General features: G+C 38.4%; 21 protein-coding genes. 11 read left to right on the top strand and 10 right to left on the bottom strand.

What is annotated here, in order from left to right; translation table 11 throughout:
- Positions 1-47: 47 nt before the first annotated feature.
- The 4 genes from KP710_RS02720 to KP710_RS02705 form a co-directional block, all read right to left on the bottom strand.
- Positions 48-854, bottom strand: a complete 807-nt coding sequence (locus tag KP710_RS02720) for a phosphate/phosphite/phosphonate ABC transporter substrate-binding protein (RefSeq protein WP_048954151.1) — start codon at positions 852-854, stop codon at positions 48-50.
- Between the two features lie 13 nt (positions 855-867).
- Complete coding sequence (locus tag KP710_RS02715) at positions 868-1995, bottom strand: acyl-CoA dehydrogenase family protein (RefSeq protein WP_048954150.1); 1128 nt, start codon at positions 1993-1995, stop codon at positions 868-870.
- A gap of 119 nt (positions 1996-2114) precedes the next feature.
- On the bottom strand, positions 2115-2903 hold the full coding sequence (locus KP710_RS02710; protein WP_048954149.1) for a TatD family hydrolase: 789 nt from the start codon (positions 2901-2903) through the stop codon (positions 2115-2117).
- A 54-nt stretch (positions 2904-2957) separates the two neighbouring features.
- Entirely contained in the window at positions 2958-3467 is a 510-nt protein-coding gene (locus KP710_RS02705; protein ID WP_215770901.1) for a peptidylprolyl isomerase, read from the bottom strand.
- A 102-nt stretch (positions 3468-3569) separates the two neighbouring features.
- On the opposite strand from KP710_RS02705, the gene cysS reads away from it, so the two are divergent.
- On the top strand, positions 3570-4949 hold the full coding sequence (gene cysS, locus KP710_RS02700; protein ID WP_048954147.1) for a cysteine--tRNA ligase: 1380 nt from the start codon (positions 3570-3572) through the stop codon (positions 4947-4949).
- A gap of 134 nt (positions 4950-5083) precedes the next feature.
- Here cysS and fur read toward each other — a convergent pair whose 3' ends face one another.
- The 3 genes from fur to KP710_RS02685 form a co-directional block, all read right to left on the bottom strand.
- Positions 5084-5524, bottom strand: coding sequence for a ferric iron uptake transcriptional regulator (gene fur, locus KP710_RS02695; RefSeq protein ID WP_048954146.1), 441 nt, complete (start codon positions 5522-5524; stop codon positions 5084-5086).
- Positions 5525-5553: 29 nt separating this feature from the next.
- The gene (gene fldA / locus KP710_RS02690) at positions 5554-6078 is read right to left on the bottom strand and encodes a flavodoxin FldA (RefSeq protein ID WP_005646497.1); all 525 of its coding nucleotides are present in this window, start codon (positions 6076-6078) and stop codon (positions 5554-5556) included.
- Positions 6079-6176: 98 nt separating this feature from the next.
- Positions 6177-6959: an alpha/beta fold hydrolase gene (locus KP710_RS02685; protein ID WP_118855196.1), complete on the bottom strand. Its 783-nt coding sequence runs from the start codon at positions 6957-6959 to the stop codon at positions 6177-6179.
- Positions 6960-7028: 69 nt separating this feature from the next.
- Here KP710_RS02685 and seqA point away from each other — a divergent pair, with 69 nt between their 5' ends.
- The 8 genes from seqA to selD all read left to right on the top strand — a co-directional run bounded on the left by seqA (position 7029) and on the right by selD (position 17325).
- Positions 7029-7640, top strand: coding sequence for a replication initiation negative regulator SeqA (gene seqA / locus KP710_RS02680; RefSeq protein ID WP_140523058.1), 612 nt, complete (start codon positions 7029-7031; stop codon positions 7638-7640).
- Positions 7641-7642: 2 nt separating this feature from the next.
- The gene (menE, locus tag KP710_RS02675; protein WP_140523149.1) at positions 7643-9004 is read left to right on the top strand and encodes an o-succinylbenzoate--CoA ligase; all 1362 of its coding nucleotides are present in this window, start codon (positions 7643-7645) and stop codon (positions 9002-9004) included.
- Positions 9005-9020: 16 nt separating this feature from the next.
- On the top strand, positions 9021-12347 hold the full coding sequence (gene mscK / locus KP710_RS02670) for a mechanosensitive channel MscK (RefSeq protein WP_140523063.1): 3327 nt from the start codon (positions 9021-9023) through the stop codon (positions 12345-12347).
- A 10-nt stretch (positions 12348-12357) separates the two neighbouring features.
- Positions 12358-13431 (top strand): chorismate synthase, encoded by a 1074-nt coding sequence (gene aroC, locus KP710_RS02665; RefSeq protein ID WP_140523069.1) that lies wholly within the window; start codon positions 12358-12360, stop codon positions 13429-13431.
- A gap of 147 nt (positions 13432-13578) precedes the next feature.
- A complete protein-coding gene (gene mepA / locus KP710_RS02660) occupies positions 13579-14439 on the top strand; it encodes a penicillin-insensitive murein endopeptidase (RefSeq protein WP_140523074.1) in 861 nt (286 codons plus the stop codon).
- Between the two features lie 17 nt (positions 14440-14456).
- Positions 14457-15224: a TSUP family transporter gene (locus KP710_RS02655; RefSeq protein ID WP_140523079.1), complete on the top strand. Its 768-nt coding sequence runs from the start codon at positions 14457-14459 to the stop codon at positions 15222-15224.
- Between the two features lie 46 nt (positions 15225-15270).
- The gene (lpxM, locus tag KP710_RS02650) at positions 15271-16227 is read left to right on the top strand and encodes a lauroyl-Kdo(2)-lipid IV(A) myristoyltransferase (RefSeq protein ID WP_140523082.1); all 957 of its coding nucleotides are present in this window, start codon (positions 15271-15273) and stop codon (positions 16225-16227) included.
- A gap of 57 nt (positions 16228-16284) precedes the next feature.
- Positions 16285-17325: a selenide, water dikinase SelD gene (gene selD / locus KP710_RS02645; RefSeq protein ID WP_140523087.1), complete on the top strand. Its 1041-nt coding sequence runs from the start codon at positions 16285-16287 to the stop codon at positions 17323-17325.
- A gap of 51 nt (positions 17326-17376) precedes the next feature.
- On the opposite strand, the gene serS is transcribed toward selD, so the two are convergent.
- Complete coding sequence (gene serS, locus KP710_RS02640; protein ID WP_048954139.1) at positions 17377-18666, bottom strand: serine--tRNA ligase; 1290 nt, start codon at positions 18664-18666, stop codon at positions 17377-17379.
- 169 nt (positions 18667-18835) lie between these two features.
- Here serS and KP710_RS02635 point away from each other — a divergent pair, with 169 nt between their 5' ends.
- Together KP710_RS02635 and KP710_RS02630 are read left to right on the top strand one after the other, a co-directional pair.
- Positions 18836-19594 carry a hypothetical protein gene (locus KP710_RS02635; protein ID WP_048954138.1) on the top strand — a complete coding sequence of 253 codons (759 nt, stop codon included), beginning with the start codon at positions 18836-18838 and terminating at the stop codon, positions 19592-19594.
- A 119-nt stretch (positions 19595-19713) separates the two neighbouring features.
- Positions 19714-19932, top strand: a complete 219-nt coding sequence (locus KP710_RS02630; protein WP_005628252.1) for an HP1242/YdcH family protein — start codon at positions 19714-19716, stop codon at positions 19930-19932.
- Positions 19933-19977: 45 nt separating this feature from the next.
- Here KP710_RS02630 and KP710_RS02625 read toward each other — a convergent pair whose 3' ends face one another.
- Both KP710_RS02625 and KP710_RS02620 read right to left on the bottom strand, forming a co-directional pair.
- On the bottom strand, positions 19978-20457 hold the full coding sequence (locus KP710_RS02625) for a threonine/serine exporter family protein (protein ID WP_005628250.1): 480 nt from the start codon (positions 20455-20457) through the stop codon (positions 19978-19980).
- A gap of 1 nt (position 20458) precedes the next feature.
- A complete protein-coding gene (locus KP710_RS02620; RefSeq protein ID WP_140523090.1) occupies positions 20459-21229 on the bottom strand; it encodes a threonine/serine exporter family protein in 771 nt (256 codons plus the stop codon).
- Positions 21230-21441 lie beyond the last annotated feature (212 nt).

The raw sequence follows: 21441 nt of genomic DNA, 5'->3' as shown, positions 1-21441 counted from the left end.
TCCACAATGATGGGCGTTTATTACACGCCCATCATGACATATTGATCTTAAAAGAATTTTAAATATTCATTGGCAGCTTGTAATTGAGCAAAACCTTTTGTTCTGCCCGCAACCCAACGTTTTAATCCTTCCAAATCCATCATTTCTTTATGTTCTGGATTGTTGTAATCCATTTTGAACAAGGTTTCGGTGAATGCATTGAATTTGGTTTCATCTAATCCCACGCGCCCACTAAAAATACAATGATCAAATGATGGTGTTTTTGCAAGTACACGGACTGTTGCTGGATCGAGCGTGCCATCTTTTGTCCAACGTTCAAAGTTGAAATCTAACATCCATGTTGCAGAGACTTGGCGATCTTTTAATGCATTGGCTGCATCTAATTCACCGCCTACATGATCACCGTGCAAACCAACACCTACATCAAAGTGTTTTTCTACATAATCTTGACCAAATTCCAAGCCATGTTGATGTAAAAACTCGATAGGAATTAACCGCGCTTGTGGGGAATCAATCGCACCAAAAGCAATAGTTTTATTTTTTAAATCTTCAATCGATTGGATTGTTGGATCATTAACAACTAAATAGCTTTGACGATCTTGGTCGGTATCACGCATGGCACCATTTAAGGTTTTACCGCCACTACGTAAGTAACCATCTAACCAAGCTAGGGGAGAGTTCCACGCTACATCAATTTCATTATTGAGTAACGCATCAACTTGTCCTTTGTAGTCTTTGAAATACACGGGTTCAATAGGGAAGCCTTCTTTTTCGAAAAAGTCTGCAATAATTCCCCAAATCACTGTCACTTGTGGGGCGTAGATTACCGCCCCAATTTTTAATTTCTCACTCATTTTTCACCGCACTTTATGGAATTTGTTGACCTGTAATGGCTTTACCTAACCAAATATTTAGCACATCGACACTTGGCGCCATCACTTGACTTGCTAATGCATCGCGTAAATAGCGTTCCATTGGTCCCATTTTGTTATAGGCCTTGCCACCGCCAATACGCATGCCAATTTGTGCAAGAGTAATCGCATTTTCACTTGCAAGAATACGGGCAGCTAATAATTTAGCCAAGGCATCAGTATCCCCTTCTGTGGCTGCACGAGCCGCATCTCGCGTAGCACATACAGCAGCGTTTGTATTTGCATAGATTTTAGCTAAGTGAATTTGCACTGTTTCGATTTCAGCTAATGCAGTGCCAGATGTGTATTTACGGTATGTTGAATGTTTAATTGCCTCGGTAAGCACGGCTTTACATACACCGCTATAGACAGCAGCTAAGCCACAAATAAAGGCTGGTGCAATGCCACCAAATACTTGTTCTGCGCCTGTGCCAACTTCGCCAATACGCCAGTTACGATCTAATGGCATATCGGTCATGCGCATAAAGCAAGAGACATTGCTACGCATACCTAAGCCATTCCAGCTATCGGCTTCAAAAGTTAAGCCTTGAGTGCCAAGTGGAAGCACCCAGTTATCAATAGTTTCACCATTTTCGGAAGGCAAAAGCGCTAAATAATAAGAAGCATAATTGCCCGATGTCACCATGGATTTTAAGCCATTGAATACTGCATGTTCAGCATTAAATTGTGCGGTTGCATCGGTAATATAGAAGTGAGTACCTGTGCCTAATTCACTATAGGCGAGTGCGGCAAAGGTTTGATTTTGAACAATGTCAGAAAAGATTTTTTGTTTGAGTTGATCGCTGCCGAATAGATTTAAACAATTCACTGCAACATTACTCATCATGTAACAGAGACCAGCAGAGGCTGAACTTTCTGCTAACGCCATACAGACTTCAGCGTGTTCTTTTAGGGTTAATCCCATTCCGCCGTATTCTTTCGGAATTAAAAGTGAAAACCAACCAGCTTTACCTAATTCCTTAAATGCCTTAACAGGAAATTCTTTTTTTTGATCGAGTTCGTCAGCGTAAGGCTCAATAAACTGTTCCGCTAACTTTCTCACCTGAGTATAGATTTGCGACATAATATATCCTTATTGTGTGATTGTGTGTTGAGAAAAACTTTCTACAAGGCGGATATTATTATGCTCAGTTTCTTTTTTCTAGTATTTAATTCAAAATAATTTCAGTAATGTGACGTGGATCAAGAAAAAATCTGGCAAGCATTTTCCCATGTGACTTTTTTAATCAATTCCGCAGGTTCATTTCTTAAGGCGCAAAGGGCTTTGAAACTTTCTACAATACGCTCCGGTCGATTAGGTTGGCCTTGAAAACCAAATACTGGCATATCTGGACTGTCTGTTTCCAACACTAAGGCATCAAGTGGTAGTTTTGCAATCGCTTGACGACTTTTATTGGCGCGTTCATAGGTGATAGTGCCACCAACTCCGATTTTATAGCCTAAATCAACAAAACGTTTCGCTTGATCGTAGCTTCCTGAAAAACCGTGTACCACGCCAAGTCTAGATAATGGAATACGTTTTAAAAAAGTAAAAATTTGCTCATGGGTTTTTCGACTGTGAATGTTGATGGGTAAATTAAATTGCTTTGCCAAATAAAGTTGGCTTTCAAAAAAATGGCATTGTTTTGCCCAAAATTCATCGGTGAGCAAATCAGGAATCGCGCGTTCTAAACCAATTTCTGCCACTGCCGTGCAATTTGCATCACGATTTTTTAAGGCTTGTTCTAACAGAATCAAATCATTTTCGGCGTGTTCTTGAATATAAAGAGGATGGAGCCCAAGCCCATAGCACAAATTATCAGGAAAAAGTGCGGTCATATTTTTGATTGTTTTAAAATCAGCTTCTTTCACCGCCACAACCAGTATTTTTTGCACATCGGCTTGCTTAGCATTATCAATAAGCTGTGATAAAGGTTCCCCAGTAAATTGTTGGAGATAATCGAGATGCGTGTGAGTGTCGAAGAAAGGCATGAGCATTTTCCTTTAGGTCGATAAAAAATGGCGGAATTCATCCGCCATTCACAATTATTCTACTGAAACCGATGTAATCACTATATCTTCAGTTGGAACATCTTGATGAAAGCCTTTGTTGCCTGTTTTCACTTTTTTGATTTTATCCACAACATCCATCCCTTCAACCACTTCACCAAATACCGCATAGCCCCATTCTTGAACGACTTCGCGACCAAACATTTCTTTTGAACGATAGTTTAAGAAATCATTGTCTGCTACGTTAATGAAAAATTGTGCTGTCGCTGAATGCGGATCTGAAGTGCGAGCCATTGCAATGGTTCCACGTTTGTTACTTAAACGATTGTTCGCTTCATTTTGGATTGGTGCTTTGGTTGCTTTTTCGCGCATACCGCTTTCCATACCGCCACTTTGAATCATAAAGCCATCAATAACACGATGAAAAATTGTGTTATTATAAAAACCGTCTTTGCAGTAATTTAAGAAGTTTTCTGCTGTAACTGGAGCTTTATCAAAATCCAATTTAATTTTAATGTCGCCAAAGTTTGTGTGTAACGTAACCATTTTGTTTTCCTTCTGAAAAATTAAGGGTCGTATTATTCCACAATCGAGGTAAAAGTGCTATAAAAGTGCGGTTTGTTTTTATTTCATTTTACGAGCTTAAAAATGCTAAAAATTTTCAATACCTTAACGAGAGAAAAAGAAGTCTTTAAACCTATCCACGAAAATAAAGTGGGAATGTATGTTTGTGGCGTTACTGTTTATGATTTGTGTCATATCGGTCATGGACGCACTTTTGTGTGTTTTGATGTGATTGCCCGTTATTTGCGTTCTTTGGGTTACGATTTAACTTATGTGCGCAATATTACGGATGTAGATGACAAAATTATTAAACGTGCGTTAGAAAACAAAGAAACCTGCGATCAGTTAGTAGATCGCATGGTGCAGGAAATGTATAAAGATTTTGATGCACTTAATGTCTTACGCCCTGATTTTGAGCCTCGCGCAACCCATCATATTCCTGAAATCATTGAAATTGTGGAAAAATTGATTAAACGTGGACATGCTTATGTCGCGGATAATGGTGATGTGATGTTTGATGTAGAAAGTTTCAAAGAATATGGCAAATTATCTCGTCAAGATCTTGAGCAATTACAAGCTGGTGCTCGTATTGAAATCAATGAAATCAAGAAAAATCCAATGGATTTCGTGCTTTGGAAAATGTCGAAAGAAAACGAACCCAGTTGGTCTTCCCCTTGGGGGGCAGGTCGTCCGGGTTGGCATATTGAATGTTCGGCTATGAACTGCAAACAGCTTGGCGAACATTTTGATATTCACGGTGGTGGCTCTGATTTAATGTTCCCACACCACGAAAATGAAATTGCACAATCTTGCTGTGCGCATGGCGGCCAATATGTGAATTATTGGATCCATTCTGGCATGATTATGGTGGATAAAGAAAAAATGTCTAAATCCCTCGGCAATTTCTTCACTATTCGTGATGTATTAAACCACTACAATGCAGAAGCAGTGCGTTATTTCTTATTAACGGCACATTATCGTAGCCAGCTCAATTATAGCGAAGAAAACTTGAATTTAGCGCAGGGTGCGTTGGAACGTTTATATACGGCTTTACGCGGAACGGATCAAAGTGCGGTTGCTTTTGGCGGAGAAAATTTTGTAGAAACTTTCGGTGAAGCAATGGATGATGATTTTAATACGCCAAATGCACTTTCTGTTTTATTCGAAATGGCGCGAGAAATTAACAAGTTAAAAACAGAAGATGTTGAGAAAGCCAATGGACTTGCCGCGCGTTTGCGTGAATTGGGGGCGATTTTAGGATTACTTCAACAAGAACCAGAGAAATTCTTACAAGCGGGTTCTAACGATGATGAAGTGGCAAAAATTGAAGCACTGATTAAACAACGCAATGAAGCCCGCGCTGCTAAAGATTGGGCAGCTGCAGATGCTGCGCGTAATGACCTTACCGCTATGGGTATCGTATTAGAAGATGGTCCGAATGGAACAACTTGGCGTAAGCAATAATAAGTTTATTGCCTATCGACTCACATTTAGATTCAAAAACTGACCAATTAAGTAGGTTAGAGAAGCGATTGGGTATTTTTATTGAAATTGATAAATGGAAAAAATAAAGGCGACTTTTAGTCGCCTTGTTGAGATTATTTATTTGAGTTTTCATCACACTTATTGATGTCACTACACTTACCGTAAAGGTATAAACTGTGAGCTTTTAATTTAATACCATATTGTTCGCTAATTTCGCGTTGGCGTTGTTCAATAATATTATCTGTGAATTCAAATACTTTTCCACAATCCTCGCAGATAATGTGATCGTGGTGCTCGACCGGAGCTAATTCAAATACTGATTTATTTCCTTCAAAATTATGACGGATTAAAATGTGTGCTTCGTCAAATTGATTAAGTACACGATAAACCGTTGCAAGCCCAATTTCACTACCTTGTTCAAGTAAAATCTTATATACATCTTCTGCAGAAAAATGCTCATTTTTGTGATTTTGCATTAAAGCAAGAATGGTTAAACGAGGTTCAGTAATTTTTAATCCAGCTTTTTTAAGTAATTTAATGTTTTCTTCAGACATAAAGTTCCCTTCCTTTTATGTGAAAAATTTTAAGCGAGCTCGGCTAAACACATTTCATCGTAAATTTGTTTACACCATTTTTCTACACGTTCTGCTGTGAGTTCAGGTTGGCGATCTTCATCAATACACAACCCAATGAAAGTCCCATCTTCTAATAATGCTTTTGATGCTTCAAAAGTATAACCTTCAGTTGGCCAGTTACCCACAATGATTGCGCCGTGCGGTTCTACGATGTCACGCACGGTGCCGATAGCATCACAGAAATAATCAGCATAGTCTTCTTGATCGCCACAGCCGAAAATACCTACGAGTTTATCTGTAAAATCGATTTCTTCTAACGTTGGGAAAAAATCATCCCAGTCAGCTTGTGCTTCACCGTAATACCAAGTCGGAATACCGAAAAGTAAGAAATCGTATGCTTCAATATCTTCTTTGCTACTTTTTGCAATATCACGAATATCGATTAAGTCGTTACCTAATTGTTTTTGGATCATTTTCGCGATGTTTTCGGTATTGCCTGTGTCACTGCCATAAAATAGACCAACAACTGCCATTTTTCTTTCCTTTTAAAATTTAACGTATTGATTATAAATAGGGGATATACCCTAAATTATGTGGGAGTATACTACAAAAGTATTCTCATTTAAATGAATTAATTCTTATTTACAAATCGCTCTATCGCACGTATAACAAATTCAGGTTTTTCAGCATGCACCCAATGTCCACAACCACTAATAGTGAAAGACGTCGCATGAGGAAATTGTTCTAAAATTTTGTCGCTATTCTCTATTTTTATATAAGAAGAATTTCCGCCTTTGATAAACAGCGTCGGCGTGAGTACATGCACCTTTTCCCAATCCATAATGTTAGCGTAATTGTTGAAAAGTGCGGTGAGATTAAACCGAAAATAATCAGGTGAATTGGGGTCAAAAGATTTCAGCATAAATTGCACGACATCCTGATCATCAATTTCCTTTTCTAAGAGCGGTTTGGCTTCTTGACGAGTTTGAGGGGCTGCATTTTTGACAGCGAACAAGCCATTAAACACATCTTTATGCCCAAATCCTTCGTAAGGCAGGGGAGACATATCAATTACAATTAATTTTTCGACTAATTCTGGGCAAAGTGCGGTGATTTTCATGGCGGTTTTTCCCCCCATAGAATGACCAATTAATATCACTTTGGGTAAATTCAAGTGGCGGATTACCGCGATAACATCTTCAGCCATAAGTGGATAATTCATTTTTTCCGAATGAAAACTATGGCCGTGATTGCGCAGATCTACGCGTAAAATATTGTAATTTTCGCTAAAAGCTCTAGCGATGATGCCAAGGTTATTCATATCCCCGAATAAACCGTGAATAAAAACTAAAGTTGGAGAATTAATCGTTTGTTTTACTTGATTAAATTGATAATTGAGCAATGAATTTGCCATAATTTTTGCGTGAGAATTTGTAAAGAAGTCGCTATAATTAAAAAAATTCTAGCAAACAGAGAGAAAAAAATGAAGATCATTGAAGTTGATGAAGAATTATACCAATACATTGCGAGCCAAACCCGCTCTATTGGGGAAAGTGCTTCGGATATTTTACGCCGTTTGCTTAATTTACCGGCGCATGCGAGTGTTTTTGCGGATGACTTAACATTTGCTCCGGCTGAAAATAACGAAAAAATAGAATCAAAAGTAGAAGTACAGACTGAACCGGCTAAGTCAGAAAGTGTAAAACCGACGAAAAAACAGCCGATAACTGCAATTAATCAGATTGTAGAAAAAGTTCAAACGTTGTTGAATTCAACAGAATTTCAAGAAGAAGGCAAAGCCGTTACTCGTTTCTTAGCTATTTTGCGCGTGCTTTATCGCACTAATCCTGAGAGTTTTGCGCAAGCCACAGAATCTTTACAAGGCCGCACCCGAGTTTATTTTGCGCGCGATGAAGCAACATTATTAATGACTGGCAATCATACAAAACCAAAACAAATTCCAGATACGCCTTATTGGGTTATCACAAACACAAACAGTGGTCGTAAAATGCTGATGTTGGAAGGTGCAATGCAATCAATGGATTTGCCTGAAAGTTTAATTGACGAAGTACGAGCATATTTCACGGTAAATTGATGATATATCCTTGGCAAGCATTTGCTCTCCAACCTACGTTTTCTCATAAAATCGCCTTGCGCACTGCACAGGGCGATGTTTTTAATTGGGCGCAAGTAGCCGAGAAAGTGAACCAAACTGTTTCCTTTTTACAAAATAAAGGTGTAAACCCTGAAAGTGCGGTTGCTTTTGTTGGAAAAAATACAGAAAACATTTTATTTTTATATCTTGCTACAATCCAACTTGGTGCAAAAATTTTAGGTATTAACTCAGCATTTCCTCAAGAAAAAATTACAGAATTGTGTAATGTTCATCACATCGATTTTTGTTTTTGTGATGAAGATTTGAGGGATTTTCCAATAGCTGAATTCTCTATACAAAAAGCTGATTTCTTTCGCCCAGCTACAATGACGCTCACGTCTGGCTCGACAGGTTTGCCAAAAGCGGTAGTGCATAATGTTCAAGCTCATTTAGATAATGCGAAGGGCGTATGCGAATTGATGAAGTTCGATAGCGCACATTCTTGGCTACTTTCGTTGCCGTTATATCATGTTTCAGGTCAAGGTATTGTTTGGCGTTGGTTGAGTTGTGGTGCTGAATTGCATTTTCCGAAAACGGATTTTTACGCTTCATTATTGGAGGCGACTCACGTTTCTCTTGTGCCAACGCAATTACAGCGTTTATTAGATTATTTACAGGAAAATCCGAGCATTTCATTTGCTACGCGTCATATTTTGCTTGGTGGCGCGCATATTCCGACAGAACTTACACAAAAAATGGTGAAATATGGCATTAAAACTTATTCTGGTTATGGAATGACGGAAATGGCTTCTACGGTTTTTGCCAAAAAATCTGATGAAAAACAAGGCGTAGGGCAACCGTTATTAGCTCGAGAATATCGTTTGGTGAATGATGAAGTTTGGTTAAAAGGCGCTGGTTTGGCGATGGGCTATTGGAAAGATCGACAAATTTTTCCATTAACGAATAGCGACGGCTGGTTTCAGACAAAAGATAAAGGCATTTTGCAAGGTGGGGAACTGGTTATTATTGGACGACTTGATAATATGTTTATTTCAGGCGGTGAAAATATTCAGCCAGAAGAAATAGAGCAAGTGATGCTGAAAAATGCTATGGTGAAACAAGTTTTTGTTTTACCCAAAGCCGATCATGAATTTGGCTATCGCCCAGTTGCGATTGTTGCTTTGAATGAACCCTTTAATCAAAGTGTGGTCGAAAAACTCACTGAATTTTTACAAGATAAATTGGCTCGTTTTAAACAGCCAATAGCTTATTATGAATTGCCAGTAGATTTATCTGCTGGCGCAATAAAAATATCACGCAAAGTGCTTGCCGATTGGTTAGCAAAACAAATAAACGAACAATGAAAAATACAGGTAACTTATGAAAACATCACGTTTTTTCACCGCACTTTTAGCTACAGCTTTAATTGGTTGGGCGACGGTGCATCCAACACTGGCTGCAAACAAAAGCAAAATATTATTACCTACGGAGCAAGAGCTCTCTGCAGATTTAGCTGATGCGCAAAAAATGGCTGATGGTGATGTAAAAACAGCACTTATTAATGAATTGCAAACCTCTTTAGATTTATTGCAACTCATTCAAACTCAACAAAAAAATAATGAAGATTTACATGATGTTTTAGCCCATGCTGATAGTGAAATTAAGAAAAATAATGCAGATTTATTGGCGTTTAAGAAGCAGTTAGAACAATCTAAATCAGTCGATTATCAAGCTCAAAATTTAGCAGATTTACAGGCTACATTAAGCAAACTTAATGCTCAACAGCAGGAAACCCAAACTGCGTTAAGCAAGGCTAATACTCAATTAGCGGGGCAAAGTTCTGTATCTGAGCGTGCACAAACCAGTCTTACTGAGAATTTGAAACGCACACAAGAAATTAATCAACAATTAGCCGATAGCAATCTTACAAAAACTTTACGTCAAAAAAATCAAATAGAATTGCAGTTGATTGATTTAAAAAACGTTTACAACCAAGATTTATTGAAAAATAGCGATCAGCTGACATTGCTTTATCAAAGCCGTTATGATTTGTTGAATGCTCGTTTGCAACTGCTACAACAACAAATTGTGGCGATCCAAGAAGTGATTAATCAGAAAAACTTGGCGCAAACTCAAAACCAAGTCGAACAAGCTCAGCAACAGCAACAAAATAGTGCGAAAAATGCTTATATTCAGAAAGAATTGGCGCGTAATGCAGAGTTGAGTCAATATTTGTTGCAACAAACTGAAAAGACGAACATCTTGACGCAAGATGATCTAAGAATGCGTAATGTGTTTGATAGCCTAACCCAAACTCAACACACTATCGAAGAGCAAATTAGTGCATTACAAGGTACGTTGGTGCTTTCTCGTATTATTCAACAACAAAAACAAAAATTACCGACGAACTTAAATATTCAAGGTTTATCAAAACAAATTGCGGATTTGCGGGTACAAATTTTCGATATTACTCAAAAACGTAATGAACTTTATGATTTAGATGCCTATATTGCCAAAGTCGAATCAGATGAAGGTGAGAAATTTACTCACACTGAAAAAACACAATTAGTTAATTTATTAACTGAACGTCGTAAAATGGCTTCTGACTTAATTAAGTCATTGAATAATCAACTTAATTTAGCCATTTCTTTAGAGCTTACTCAGCAACAAATTACTCAAATCAGTGATCAAATTCAATCAAAATTGGAGCAACAAAGTTTCTGGGTTAAAAGCAATAATCCTATTAATTTAGATTGGTTTGCTCAATTACCACGAGCCTTTATGGCGCAAGTCGATGGTATTGTGAAAAAAATTGGTTTACCCTCAGATTACAGTAACTTGCCTTACTTATTGATGTATTGCTTGGGCTTATTTGTCGTGGGTGGGGCTATTTTTAAATTCAAAGAGCGCATCAAACAACGTCTGTCAAAAATTAACGGCGAAATTAACCGATTAAAATATGATAATCAGTGGAATACTCCACAAGCTTTATTGCTTACTGCATTTTTAACGCTTTCAGGAACTTTATGGTTCTTAGCAGTTTGTCAAATGCTTGGCTTCTTCTTTATGAAAAATCCAACTGAGTTTTGGGATTGGTCGTTTAGTATGGCTGGCTATTGGTGGTTCTTCACGTTTTGGCTTTCTTTATTCCGCCCAAATGGGATTTTTGTCCGCCACTTTGAATTTTCTCAACAAAGTGCGGTGCGTTTTCAAAGTGTAATTAAACGTATTGTTGTAGCAGTTGTTTTATTACTGAATACATCAGTATTCAGTAACGTAACTGATTATGGGTTGGCAAATGATGTGATTGGACAGGTGAATACAATAGTTTCATTGTTGTTCTGCATTATTATCATCGCCCCACGTTTCAAAAATGTGCTACGTTCTTACGAAGATGAGAAAAAAAGCCATAACCATATTATTGTCAAAATCGTTCAATTTGGTTTACAGATTATTCCTGTTGGCTTAGTGATATTAGTCGCGTTGGGATACTATTACACTGCGTTGAATTTAATACAGCATCTGATTAATTCTTATATAGCCTGGTGTGTGTGGTGGTTAATTCGCCAAGTAATTTATCGTGGTATTACTGTATCATCTCGTCGCTTGGCTCATCGTCGTTTAGAAGAAAAACTCCGTCAAAAACAAGCAGGCTTTAATGATGGTTCGACATCCGATGATGTTGTTGTTCTAAATGAAAAAGAAGAAGGTTTAGCGTTAAATGAAGTGCGTAGTCAATTATTACGTTTTGCTGATCTCTTTATTTGGACTGCGTTGATTGGAATTTTCTATTACGTTTGGTCAGATCTTGTCACGGTGGCAAGTTATTTGCGTGAAGTGACCTTATGGCAGCAAACGACGACAACTGAAGCTGGTACCGTGATGGAAAGTATCACTTTATTTAATCTTCTCGTTGCCTTGGTTATTGTAGGGATTACTTATGTGTTAGTACGCAATATTTCAGGTATTTTAGAAGTACTAATTTTCTCACGGGTTAAACTTTCACAAGGCACGCCTTATACTATTACTACATTATTAACCTATGTTTTAGTTGCGGTTGGTGGTGCCTGGGCATTTGCTACATTAGGCATGTCGTGGTCTAAATTGCAATGGTTATTTGCTGCCCTTTCAGTTGGTTTGGGCTTTGGTATGCAAGAAATCTTTGCAAACTTTGTATCCGGGATTATTTTGTTATTTGAACGCCCAATTCGAGTAGGCGATACCGTTACAATTAATGGCGTTAGCGGGACCGTTGCGAAAATTCGTATTCGTGCAATTACGTTGATTGATTTTGATCGTAAAGAAGTGATTGTGCCAAATAAATCTTTTGTAACAGGGCAGGTAATTAACTGGGCACTTTCTAACACTATGACACGTTTAGTGATCAATGTTGGTGTCGCTTATGGTTCTAATCTTGAATTAGTGAAGAAATTATTGCTACAAGCCGCAAATGAGCAGACAACAGTATTAAAGGATCCTGAACCAAGAGCCTATTTCTTGAGTTTTGGTGCCAGCACCTTGGATCACGAATTGCGCGTTTATGTTGCTCAACTTGCTGAACGTACAAATACGATTGATGCACTTAATCGCCGTATTAATGAGCTCTTTGCAGAAAACAATATTGATATTGCATTTAACCAACTTGATGTTTTTATCAAAAATAATGATACTGGCGAAGAAATGCCTTTTATTGAAGTAAAAAAATAAGTGAGAAATTATGGCTGGTAACACAATCGGACAACTTTTTCGTGTGACAACTTTTGGGGAGTCACATGGTATTGCATTAGGCTGTATCGTTGATGGGGTACCGCCAAATCTCGAATTATCAGAGAAAGATATTCAGCCAGATTTAGATCGTCGTAAACCTGGGACATCTCGATATACCACGCCGCGCCGTGAGGATGATGAAGTTCAAATTTTATCTGGTGTGTTTGAAGGAAAAACGACAGGCACAAGTATTGGAATGATCATTAAAAATGGTGATCAGCGTTCGCAAGATTATGGCGATATTAAAGATCGTTTCCGCCCAGGACATGCGGATTTTACCTATCAGCAAAAGTATGGAATTCGCGATTACCGTGGTGGTGGGCGTTCGTCAGCGCGTGAAACCGCGATGCGAGTTGCAGCGGGAGCAATTGCAAAAAAATATTTACGCGAATATTTTGGTATTGAAGTCCGCGGTTTTTTAAGCCAAATCGGTCATGTGAAAATTGCACCGCAGACTATCGGAGAAATTGATTGGGAAAAGGTAAATAGCAATCCATTCTTTTGTCCTGATGAAAGTGCGGTAGAAAAATTTGATGAATTGATCCGTGAACTTAAAAAAGAAGGGGATTCTATTGGCGCTAAACTTACCGTTATCGCTGAAAATGTTCCAGTCGGATTAGGCGAGCCAGTATTTGACCGTTTAGATGCGGATCTTGCCCATGCATTAATGGGAATTAATGCAGTAAAAGGCGTCGAAATTGGTGATGGTTTTGCTGTGATTGAGCAACGTGGAAGTGAACATCGTGATGAAATGACCTCCGATGGATTTGAAAGCAATCATGCAGGTGGCATTTTAGGCGGAATTAGTTCTGGTCAACCGATTATCGCCACAATTGCGCTAAAACCGACTTCAAGTATTACGATTCCTGGTCGTTCAATCAATCTTAATGGTGAAGCCGTAGAAGTTGTAACAAAAGGTCGACACGATCCTTGTGTGGGTATTCGTGCTGTGCCAATCGCAGAAGCCATGATGGCGATTGTCTTATTAGATCATCTATTACGTTTTAAGGCACAGTGTAAGTGATCTTAGTGTAATATTTAAGGTTAGGTCGCTATCTCCTAGATAAGTTTTGATGTTCCCCTTTTGAGCAATGCATATTCCTCAAAGGGGAGTTATTTTTTTATCGTGGGTATATTTATCGATGATGAAACTATTGATGATAATATTAGAATGAATAAAATTTTATTAAAAACAACCATAATTTTTACCGCACTTTTCTCTCTGAACGTTGTTGCGTCTCCTCTAGATTGGCAAAAAGTGAAACGTCCAATTCCAAGTGACGATGGGAAAGCAAAACCTATTGGTAGTTATACCAATGGGTGTATTATTGGGGCGAAAGCATTACCGCCAAAAGGTGAAGGTTACCAAGTGATTCGTATGAATCGCAATCGCTATTATGGCCACCCAAATATGATTCAGTATCTTAAACGTTTGGGACAACGCGCTAAAGCTGCTGGGTTGCCAACGATGTTAGTAGGCGATATTGCCATGCCTGGTGGCGGACGATTTTTAACTGGCCATGCTAGCCATCAGATGGGATTAGATGCAGATATTTGGTTAAGAATGGGTGAAATGTCAGACGCCGATGCGCTGAACTCTGATGGCAAAGGTTTATTAGTTGTGGATAGAAATACACAACGAGTAGATGAGCGAGTGTGGAATAGCAATCATGCGATGTTAATCAAGTTAGCCGCGCAAGATCCAAGCGTAACACGTATTTTTGTTAATCCTGCGATTAAGGTAAAATTATGCCAAACCGCTGGCAATGATCGTGATTGGTTACACAAAGTTCGTCCTTGGTATGGACATGACTCTCATTTTCATGTTCGTTTAACTTGCCCAGCAGATGCGCCTTATTGTGAAAATCAAGCCCCAGTGCCTGCCGGTGATGGTTGTGGAGACGAATTATATTCTTGGTTTGAACCGCCAAAACCAGGCACTTCAGTGAGTAAACCTAAAGTTACACCACCGGAACCGTTTTTGTGCCAACAAATTTTGAACTCACCGAATCGGAGTGAATGGTTAGAATAGCATTAAGGTAAATCAATATGGATATCGGAATTGATCTTTTAGCAATATTGTTTTGTGTTAGTTTTGTTGCATCATTTATCGATGCGATTGCTGGCGGTGGTGGATTAATCACTATTCCAGCTTTGCTTATGACTGGCATGCCACCTGCAATGGCATTAGGCACCAACAAATTGCAAGCTATGGGAGGCGCATTATCCGCAAGCCTTTATTTCTTGCGAAAAAGAGCGGTCAATTTACGCGATATTTGGTTTATTTTGATTTGGGTTTTCTTAGGTTCTGCCCTAGGTACATTATTAATTCAATCAATTGATGTGGCGATTTTCAAAAAAATTCTGCCTTTTTTGATTTTAGCCATTGGTCTATATTTTTTATTTACCCCTAAATTAGGTGATGAAGATCGGAAACAACGATTAAGTTATCTGTTATTTGGTCTTTTAATTAGCCCATTTTTAGGTTTTTATGATGGCTTTTTTGGGCCCGGGACTGGCTCAATCATGAGTTTAGCCTGTGTTACTTTGCTAGGATTTAATCTCCCGAAAGCGACAGCACATGCAAAAGTGATGAATTTTACTTCGAACCTTGCTTCTTTTTCGCTTTTCTTATTGGGTGGACAAATTCTTTGGAAAGTGGGTTTCGTGATGATGGCTGGGAGCATTTTAGGTGCAAATTTAGGCGCCAAAATGGTGATGACGAAAGGTAAAACCTTGATTCGACCGATGGTTGTTATCATGTCTTTTATGATGACGGCTAAAATGGTTTACGATCAGGGTTGGTTTCATTTTTAATTCGGAAAGCGCGCAAAAGTGCGGTTAAAATTAATTTCATTTTATTATGTCAGATAATCAACAAAATTTACGTTTGACGGCGAGAGTGGGCTATGAAGCGCACTTTTCATGGTCGTATTTAAAGCCTCAATATTGGGGAATTTGGCTCGGTATTTTCTTTTTATTGTTGTTAGCATTTGTGCCTTTTCGTCTGCGCGATAAATTGGCGGGGAAATTAGGTATTTGGATTGGACATAAAGCAAAGAAACAGCGTACGCGTGCACAAACTAATCTGCAATATTGTTTCCCTCATTGGACTGAACAACAACGTGAGCAAGTCATTGATAAAATGTTTGCGGTTGTTGCACAAGTTATGTTTGGTATTGGTGAGATTGCCATCCGTTCAAAGAAACATTTGCAAAAACGTAGCAAATTTATCGGTCTTGAACATATTGAACAGGCAAAACCTGAGGGCAAGAATATTATTCTTATGGTGCCACATGGCTGGGCGATTGATGCCTCGGGCATTATTTTGCATACTCAAGGCATGCCAATGACTTCTATGTATAATCCACACCGAAATCCATTGGTGGATTGGCTTTGGACGATTACACGCCAACGTTTTGGCGGAAAAATGCATGCTCGCCAAAATGGTATTAAACCTTTTTTAAATCATGTTCGTAAAGGCGAAATGGGTTATTACTTACCCGATGAAGATTTTGGTGCGGAGCAAAGCGTATTTGTTGATTTCTTTGGAACTTATAAAGCGACATTGCCGGGATTAAATAAAATGGCAAAACTTTCTAAAGCCGTTGTTATTCCAATGTTTCCTCGTTATAACGCTGAGGCTGGCAAATATGAAATGGAAATTCATCCTGCAATGAATTTAAGTGATGATCCTGAACAATCAGCTCGAGCAATGAACGAAGAAATAGAATCTTTTGTTACGCCAACGCCAGAGCAATATGTTTGGATTTTGCAATTATTGCGTACAAGGAAGGATGGCAAAGATCTTTATGATTAAGAATAGGGTTTGAAAGTCATATTCTCGAAAACGGATATTCAATAAGGTAAATAAGAAATGGAAGAAAAAATTCGGCTGACGCAATACAGTCATGGTGCAGGTTGAGGCTGTAAAATTTCGCCTAAGGTGTTAGGGACAATTTTACATTCAGAACTCGAAAAATTTTATGATCCAAATTTGCTCGTCGGCAATGAAACTGCAGATGATGCGTCGGTGTATGATCTTGGTAATGGAACTGCAATTATCAGTACCACCGACTTTTTCATGCCGATTGTAGATGATCCTTTTGATTTTGGACGAATTGCCGCAACCAATGCCATTAGTGACATTTTTGCTATGGGCGGTAAGCCAATTATGGGAATCGCCATTTTAGGTTTTCCAACCAATGTATTACCTGCAGAAGTTGCACAGAAAATTGTTGATGGTGGTCGCTTTGCTTGCCATCAAGCGGGTATTGCTTTGGCGGGAGGACATTCCATTGACTCGCCTGAACCTATTTTTGGGTTAGCCGTGACAGGTGTGATTGACACTGAAAAAGTGAAACGTAATGCTTCTGCAAAATCAGGTTGTAAGCTTTATATGACGAAACCGCTTGGTATTGGTATTTTGACGACGGCGGAGAAAAAAGGAAAACTTAAGCTAGAACATCAAGGTTTAGCCACGGTCGCTATGTGCCAAATGAATTCTATTGGCAGCCAATTCTCCCAAGTGGAGGGCGTAACAGCAATGACAGATGTCACAGGATTTGGTTTACTTGGTCATTTAATTGAAATCTGTGAAGGTTCAAATTTAAGTGCGGTAGTTTTTTCGGACAAAATTAAAACCTTGGACGGTGTAAAAGATTATATTGCTCAAGGTTGCGTACCTGGTGGAACAGGGCGTAATTTTGACAGTTATGGGCATAAAGTTGGGGTATTGACAGAAGAACAAAAAGCGATTTTGTGTGATCCTCAAACATCAGGCGGTTTATTAGTGGCAGTTGAGCCTAATAGCGTTCAAACGGTCATTGAAATAGCCAAAGAAGCGGGGATTGATTTATATGAAGTGGGGGAATTAAACCCTAAATCAGAATCCGATGTCGTTGTTGAAATAGCTTAATAAAAAAGCGTGGAAATTTTAAAATCCACGCTTTTTTATTTTATAGAAGGATTATTTTCCGATAACGTCTAATCCGCCCATATATGGACGTAACACTTCTGGCACAGCGATTGAACCATCGGCATTTTGATAGTTTTCAAGCACGGCTACTAAAGTACGACCAACAGCTAAGCCAGAACCATTTAATGTGTGTACTAAGCGCGTTTTCTTATCGCCTTTTGCTTTACAGCGTGCTTGCATACGGCGGGCTTGGAAATCCCACATATTTGAGCAAGAAGAAATTTCACGATAAGTATTTTGTGCAGGCACCCAAACTTCTAAGTCGTAAGTTTTGCAAGAACCAAAGCCCATATCGCCTGTGCAAAGTAAAACTTTACGGTATGGTAAATTTAATAATTGCAATACTTTTTCTGCGTGACTGGTTAATTCTTCAAGTGCTTCCATTGATTTATCTGGATCAACGATTTGTACCATTTCCACTTTATCAAATTGGTGCATACGAATTAAACCACGAGTATCACGACCGTAAGAACCTGCTTCTGAACGGAAACATGGGGTATGTGCGGTCATTTTTATTGGTAATTCTGCTTCATCAATAATCACGTCTCGCACTAAATTAGTGACGGGCACTTCTGCAGTTGGAATTAATGCGTAAGGTTGTTCGCCTTCTAAGGCTAAAGTATGGAATAAATCTTCGCCAAATTTTGGTAATTGCCCTGTACCATAAAGTGTGGCGTGATTCACTAAATAAGGCACATAGGTTTCTAAATAGCCGTGTTGTTCAGTATGAAGATCTAACATGAATTGCGCTAATGCACGGTGCATTTTGGCGATTTGACCTTTCATCACAGCGAAACGAGCGCCCGCTAATTTAGCCCCTGCGGCAAAATCTAAGCCATTTGCTTCTTCACCTAAAGTGACATGATCTTTCACTTCAAAATCAAATGTACGCGGTGTACCCCAACGTAAGATTTCTTTATTTTCGGTGTCATCTTTGCCTAATGGCACTTCATCTGCTGGTAGATTTGGAATACTTAATGCAATTTGATTGATTTCCGCAAGTACCGCATCTAGTTGTGCTTTTGCTTCAGTCAATTGGTTGCCCATATTATCCACTTCAGCCAATAATGGTTCTATATTTTCACCGCGTGCTTTAGCAGCGCCAATGGCTTTGGAACGAGTATTACGTTCAGCTTGTAAGTTTTCTGTGGTGACTTGTAAGTTCTTGCGTTGTTCTTCTAATGAGGTGAGTTTTTCTGTATCAAGAATAAAGTTACGTTTTATTTTTAATTTTTCTGCGACTTCCGCTAAATTATTACGGAGTAAATTTGGATCGATCATGGTATTTCCTTACTTTTTTCGTTGAAATGAAAATGGTTTTATTCTATCGCACGTTGTTGAAATAAACCAGTTAAAAGCCTAGTGAAAAGCGAGATTCTGAAAATAAAGAAAAATACACCGCACTTTGTGCTAAAATTCGCGCTAATTTAATCAAATTTTTAGGTGGGTTATGAGAAAATTTATTCTTTCTTTTCTATTTATGATTATTGGTGGTGGGCTTGGTTTTGCTGGGGCTCATTTTCATCCGACAAAATGGCAGGTTAGTGCGCAATTTGAAACACCAAAAATGAGTGAATTGGGTAATTATTTTTCTCTTTTTTCTACATATAGTTTAGTTAGCGGTGATGCGGATGCAGTGGATGCCACAAAGATTGAACGCAAAGCGACCAATTCTGCCTATCATGAATTTACAAAAATTCTGAGTTCTCCCGCTCAATTAATGGCGTTTTTAAATCAATCTGATTTTGTGAAAGCAAGAGCTAAAGTTGAAAATCAAACGATTCAGCAAATTGCCTCACATTTTAAATTTTCCCAAGAAAATAATCTTGATCAATTAACCCTGTCTTCTTTTGAGCGTGAAGAAGTAGATCAACTTTTTGTGGAATATATTCGTTATGTGAATAATCAAGCGCGCCAAACATTAAATAATGAATTGATTACAAAATGGAAATCGTTATTCGAACAAGTGAAAAATGCTGCCGACGCCAAAATTGATGTTTCTTGGGAAAACAAATTGAAAATGATGCAATCTGTTCAACCGTTAGATAATAATTTGGTGGCATTTCATTTTGTTCAACAGCCTAATCTTGTGATGGCAGAGAAACCTTATGTTATCTCAACGGGTATTGGTGCTGGTTTGGGAATTATCCTTAGTTTGTTAGCGATGCTGATTTTAGGTGCTGGAAGAAATAAAAAAGCAAAAGAGTAAAGGATTATTTGAGAAAAATAAATTTTGTGATCGTTGTCAAATTTTTAAGATTGTTTTCTGTTTATTTGGGGCGAATGTAGTAAACTGAAACCAGTTAAAACCACTATAGGAGCAATGCTATGTTTCCCGAATACCGAGAATTAATCACCAAACTTAAAAGTAATGATGCTTATTTCGATCGTCTTTTTGAAAAGCATAACGAATTAGATCATGAAATTAAGAATATGCAGGAAAACATTCAGCTCGCCACTCATATGGAAATTGAGGCTTTGAAAAAAGAAAAATTACGGATTAAAGATGAGCTTTATGAATACCTTAAGAAAAAATCACAAGAATAGTACAAAAACCGGCTTAGGCCGGTTTTTTGTTGAACTATTTTAGTGTCACACCACAGGTTTTTGTCGATAAAACAATAATCCAGGCAAAGCTAATCCAAATACTATTGCTCCTAGGATAAAACTGGTATTAATAAAGGAGCTAATCATTTGTTCAAATAAAGCATCAGAAAAGCCGAAATGATGAATTTGTACCATTGAAATCATTGCTTTATAGGCATGAACGCCAGGGATCATGGGGATAATAGCGGCAACGGTGAAGGCTTTAGGATGGGCTAAATAACGATGGGAAAGATGCACGCCTAAAAATCCAATTACGCAAGTGGCAAAGAAGGTGGCAAATACAATAGGCATATTAATATGCAGTAATAATGTGCGTGTAACATGCCCAAGTGCGGCTAAAATTGCGCAATATTTTAAGGCTTTTGGCGGCACATTAAAGACTAACGCAAAGCCCACCGCTGGAATTGCGGCAAATAACATATCATCGAGCAATTTCAATATAAATATTGTGATGTCTAATAACATTTTAATGCCCCCAAGTTGTGATATGTAATACACTTAACGCGAATACAATGCCAAGACATGCGCCAAAAGTGAGAATAGTTGCAATCGTCCAACGGCCTAATCCCATATTGACATAACCTTTTAATATATCCGCCAAAGAATTAATCAGCGGAAACCCTGGCACAAGTAATAACACACTAGATGCCAAGGCAATTTGAGGATCGTTACCTAAGTTATATTTTAAGCTCACGCCAGAAATCAGCGAGGCGACAAAAGAGGTGATGGAAAAGACGATAAGGGGATTATAGTGCCGTTTAGAAAATTCTTGTCGCACAAACATTGCGATGGCTGCTGCAACAAAGGTGATGCCACAAATCACCCAGTCTCCACCTGATAAATGGGCGAATGCCGCACAAGATAAGCCAATCATAAACACTACTAACCAGCGGTTATATTTAAGCGGTTTTAATTGATCCAGTTTTCTTTGTGCGATTTCTAAGTCATACAAATGATGTTCAACGGCAATCACAATGCGCTGAACATCAGTAACCATTTGCATATTAATGCCTTTATCCGTATTTTTTCGTGCGGTGGTAATGCAATGATTATCTGATAAGGTCGTCAGCACCACTGCATTTGCCGTAAGCGCACATTCTACGCTTTCTACGCCAAGTGCTATGCCTAAACGTTGCGCCATTTGCACCACAACAGTGCTTTCAGCCCCATGTTGTAACAAGAGCAGTGCTGTTTGTACGCACACGCGAGTCACCTTTCGTTGATATTCGTGCTCCATATCTGTCTTCTTCTATCAAAATATACCTAGAAAGAATTATAAAAATCTTTTCTGAAAAATGCGCAAAAAAGAATCGCACTTGTGATTTAAGTCAAAACTTTTTAGTGAAAAATTTTGTTACATCGATCACAAAATAAACAATTTTTCTTTGCTGATACAAAAAAATAGGACTATCATTTAAATGATAATTGTTATCGTTTGATATGGAGATT

Source organism: Haemophilus sp. SZY H35 (assembly GCF_018829705.1).
GTDB lineage: Bacteria > Pseudomonadota > Gammaproteobacteria > Enterobacterales > Pasteurellaceae > Haemophilus > Haemophilus haemolyticus_K.
This window is presented reverse-complemented; position numbering and strand designations above follow the sequence as displayed.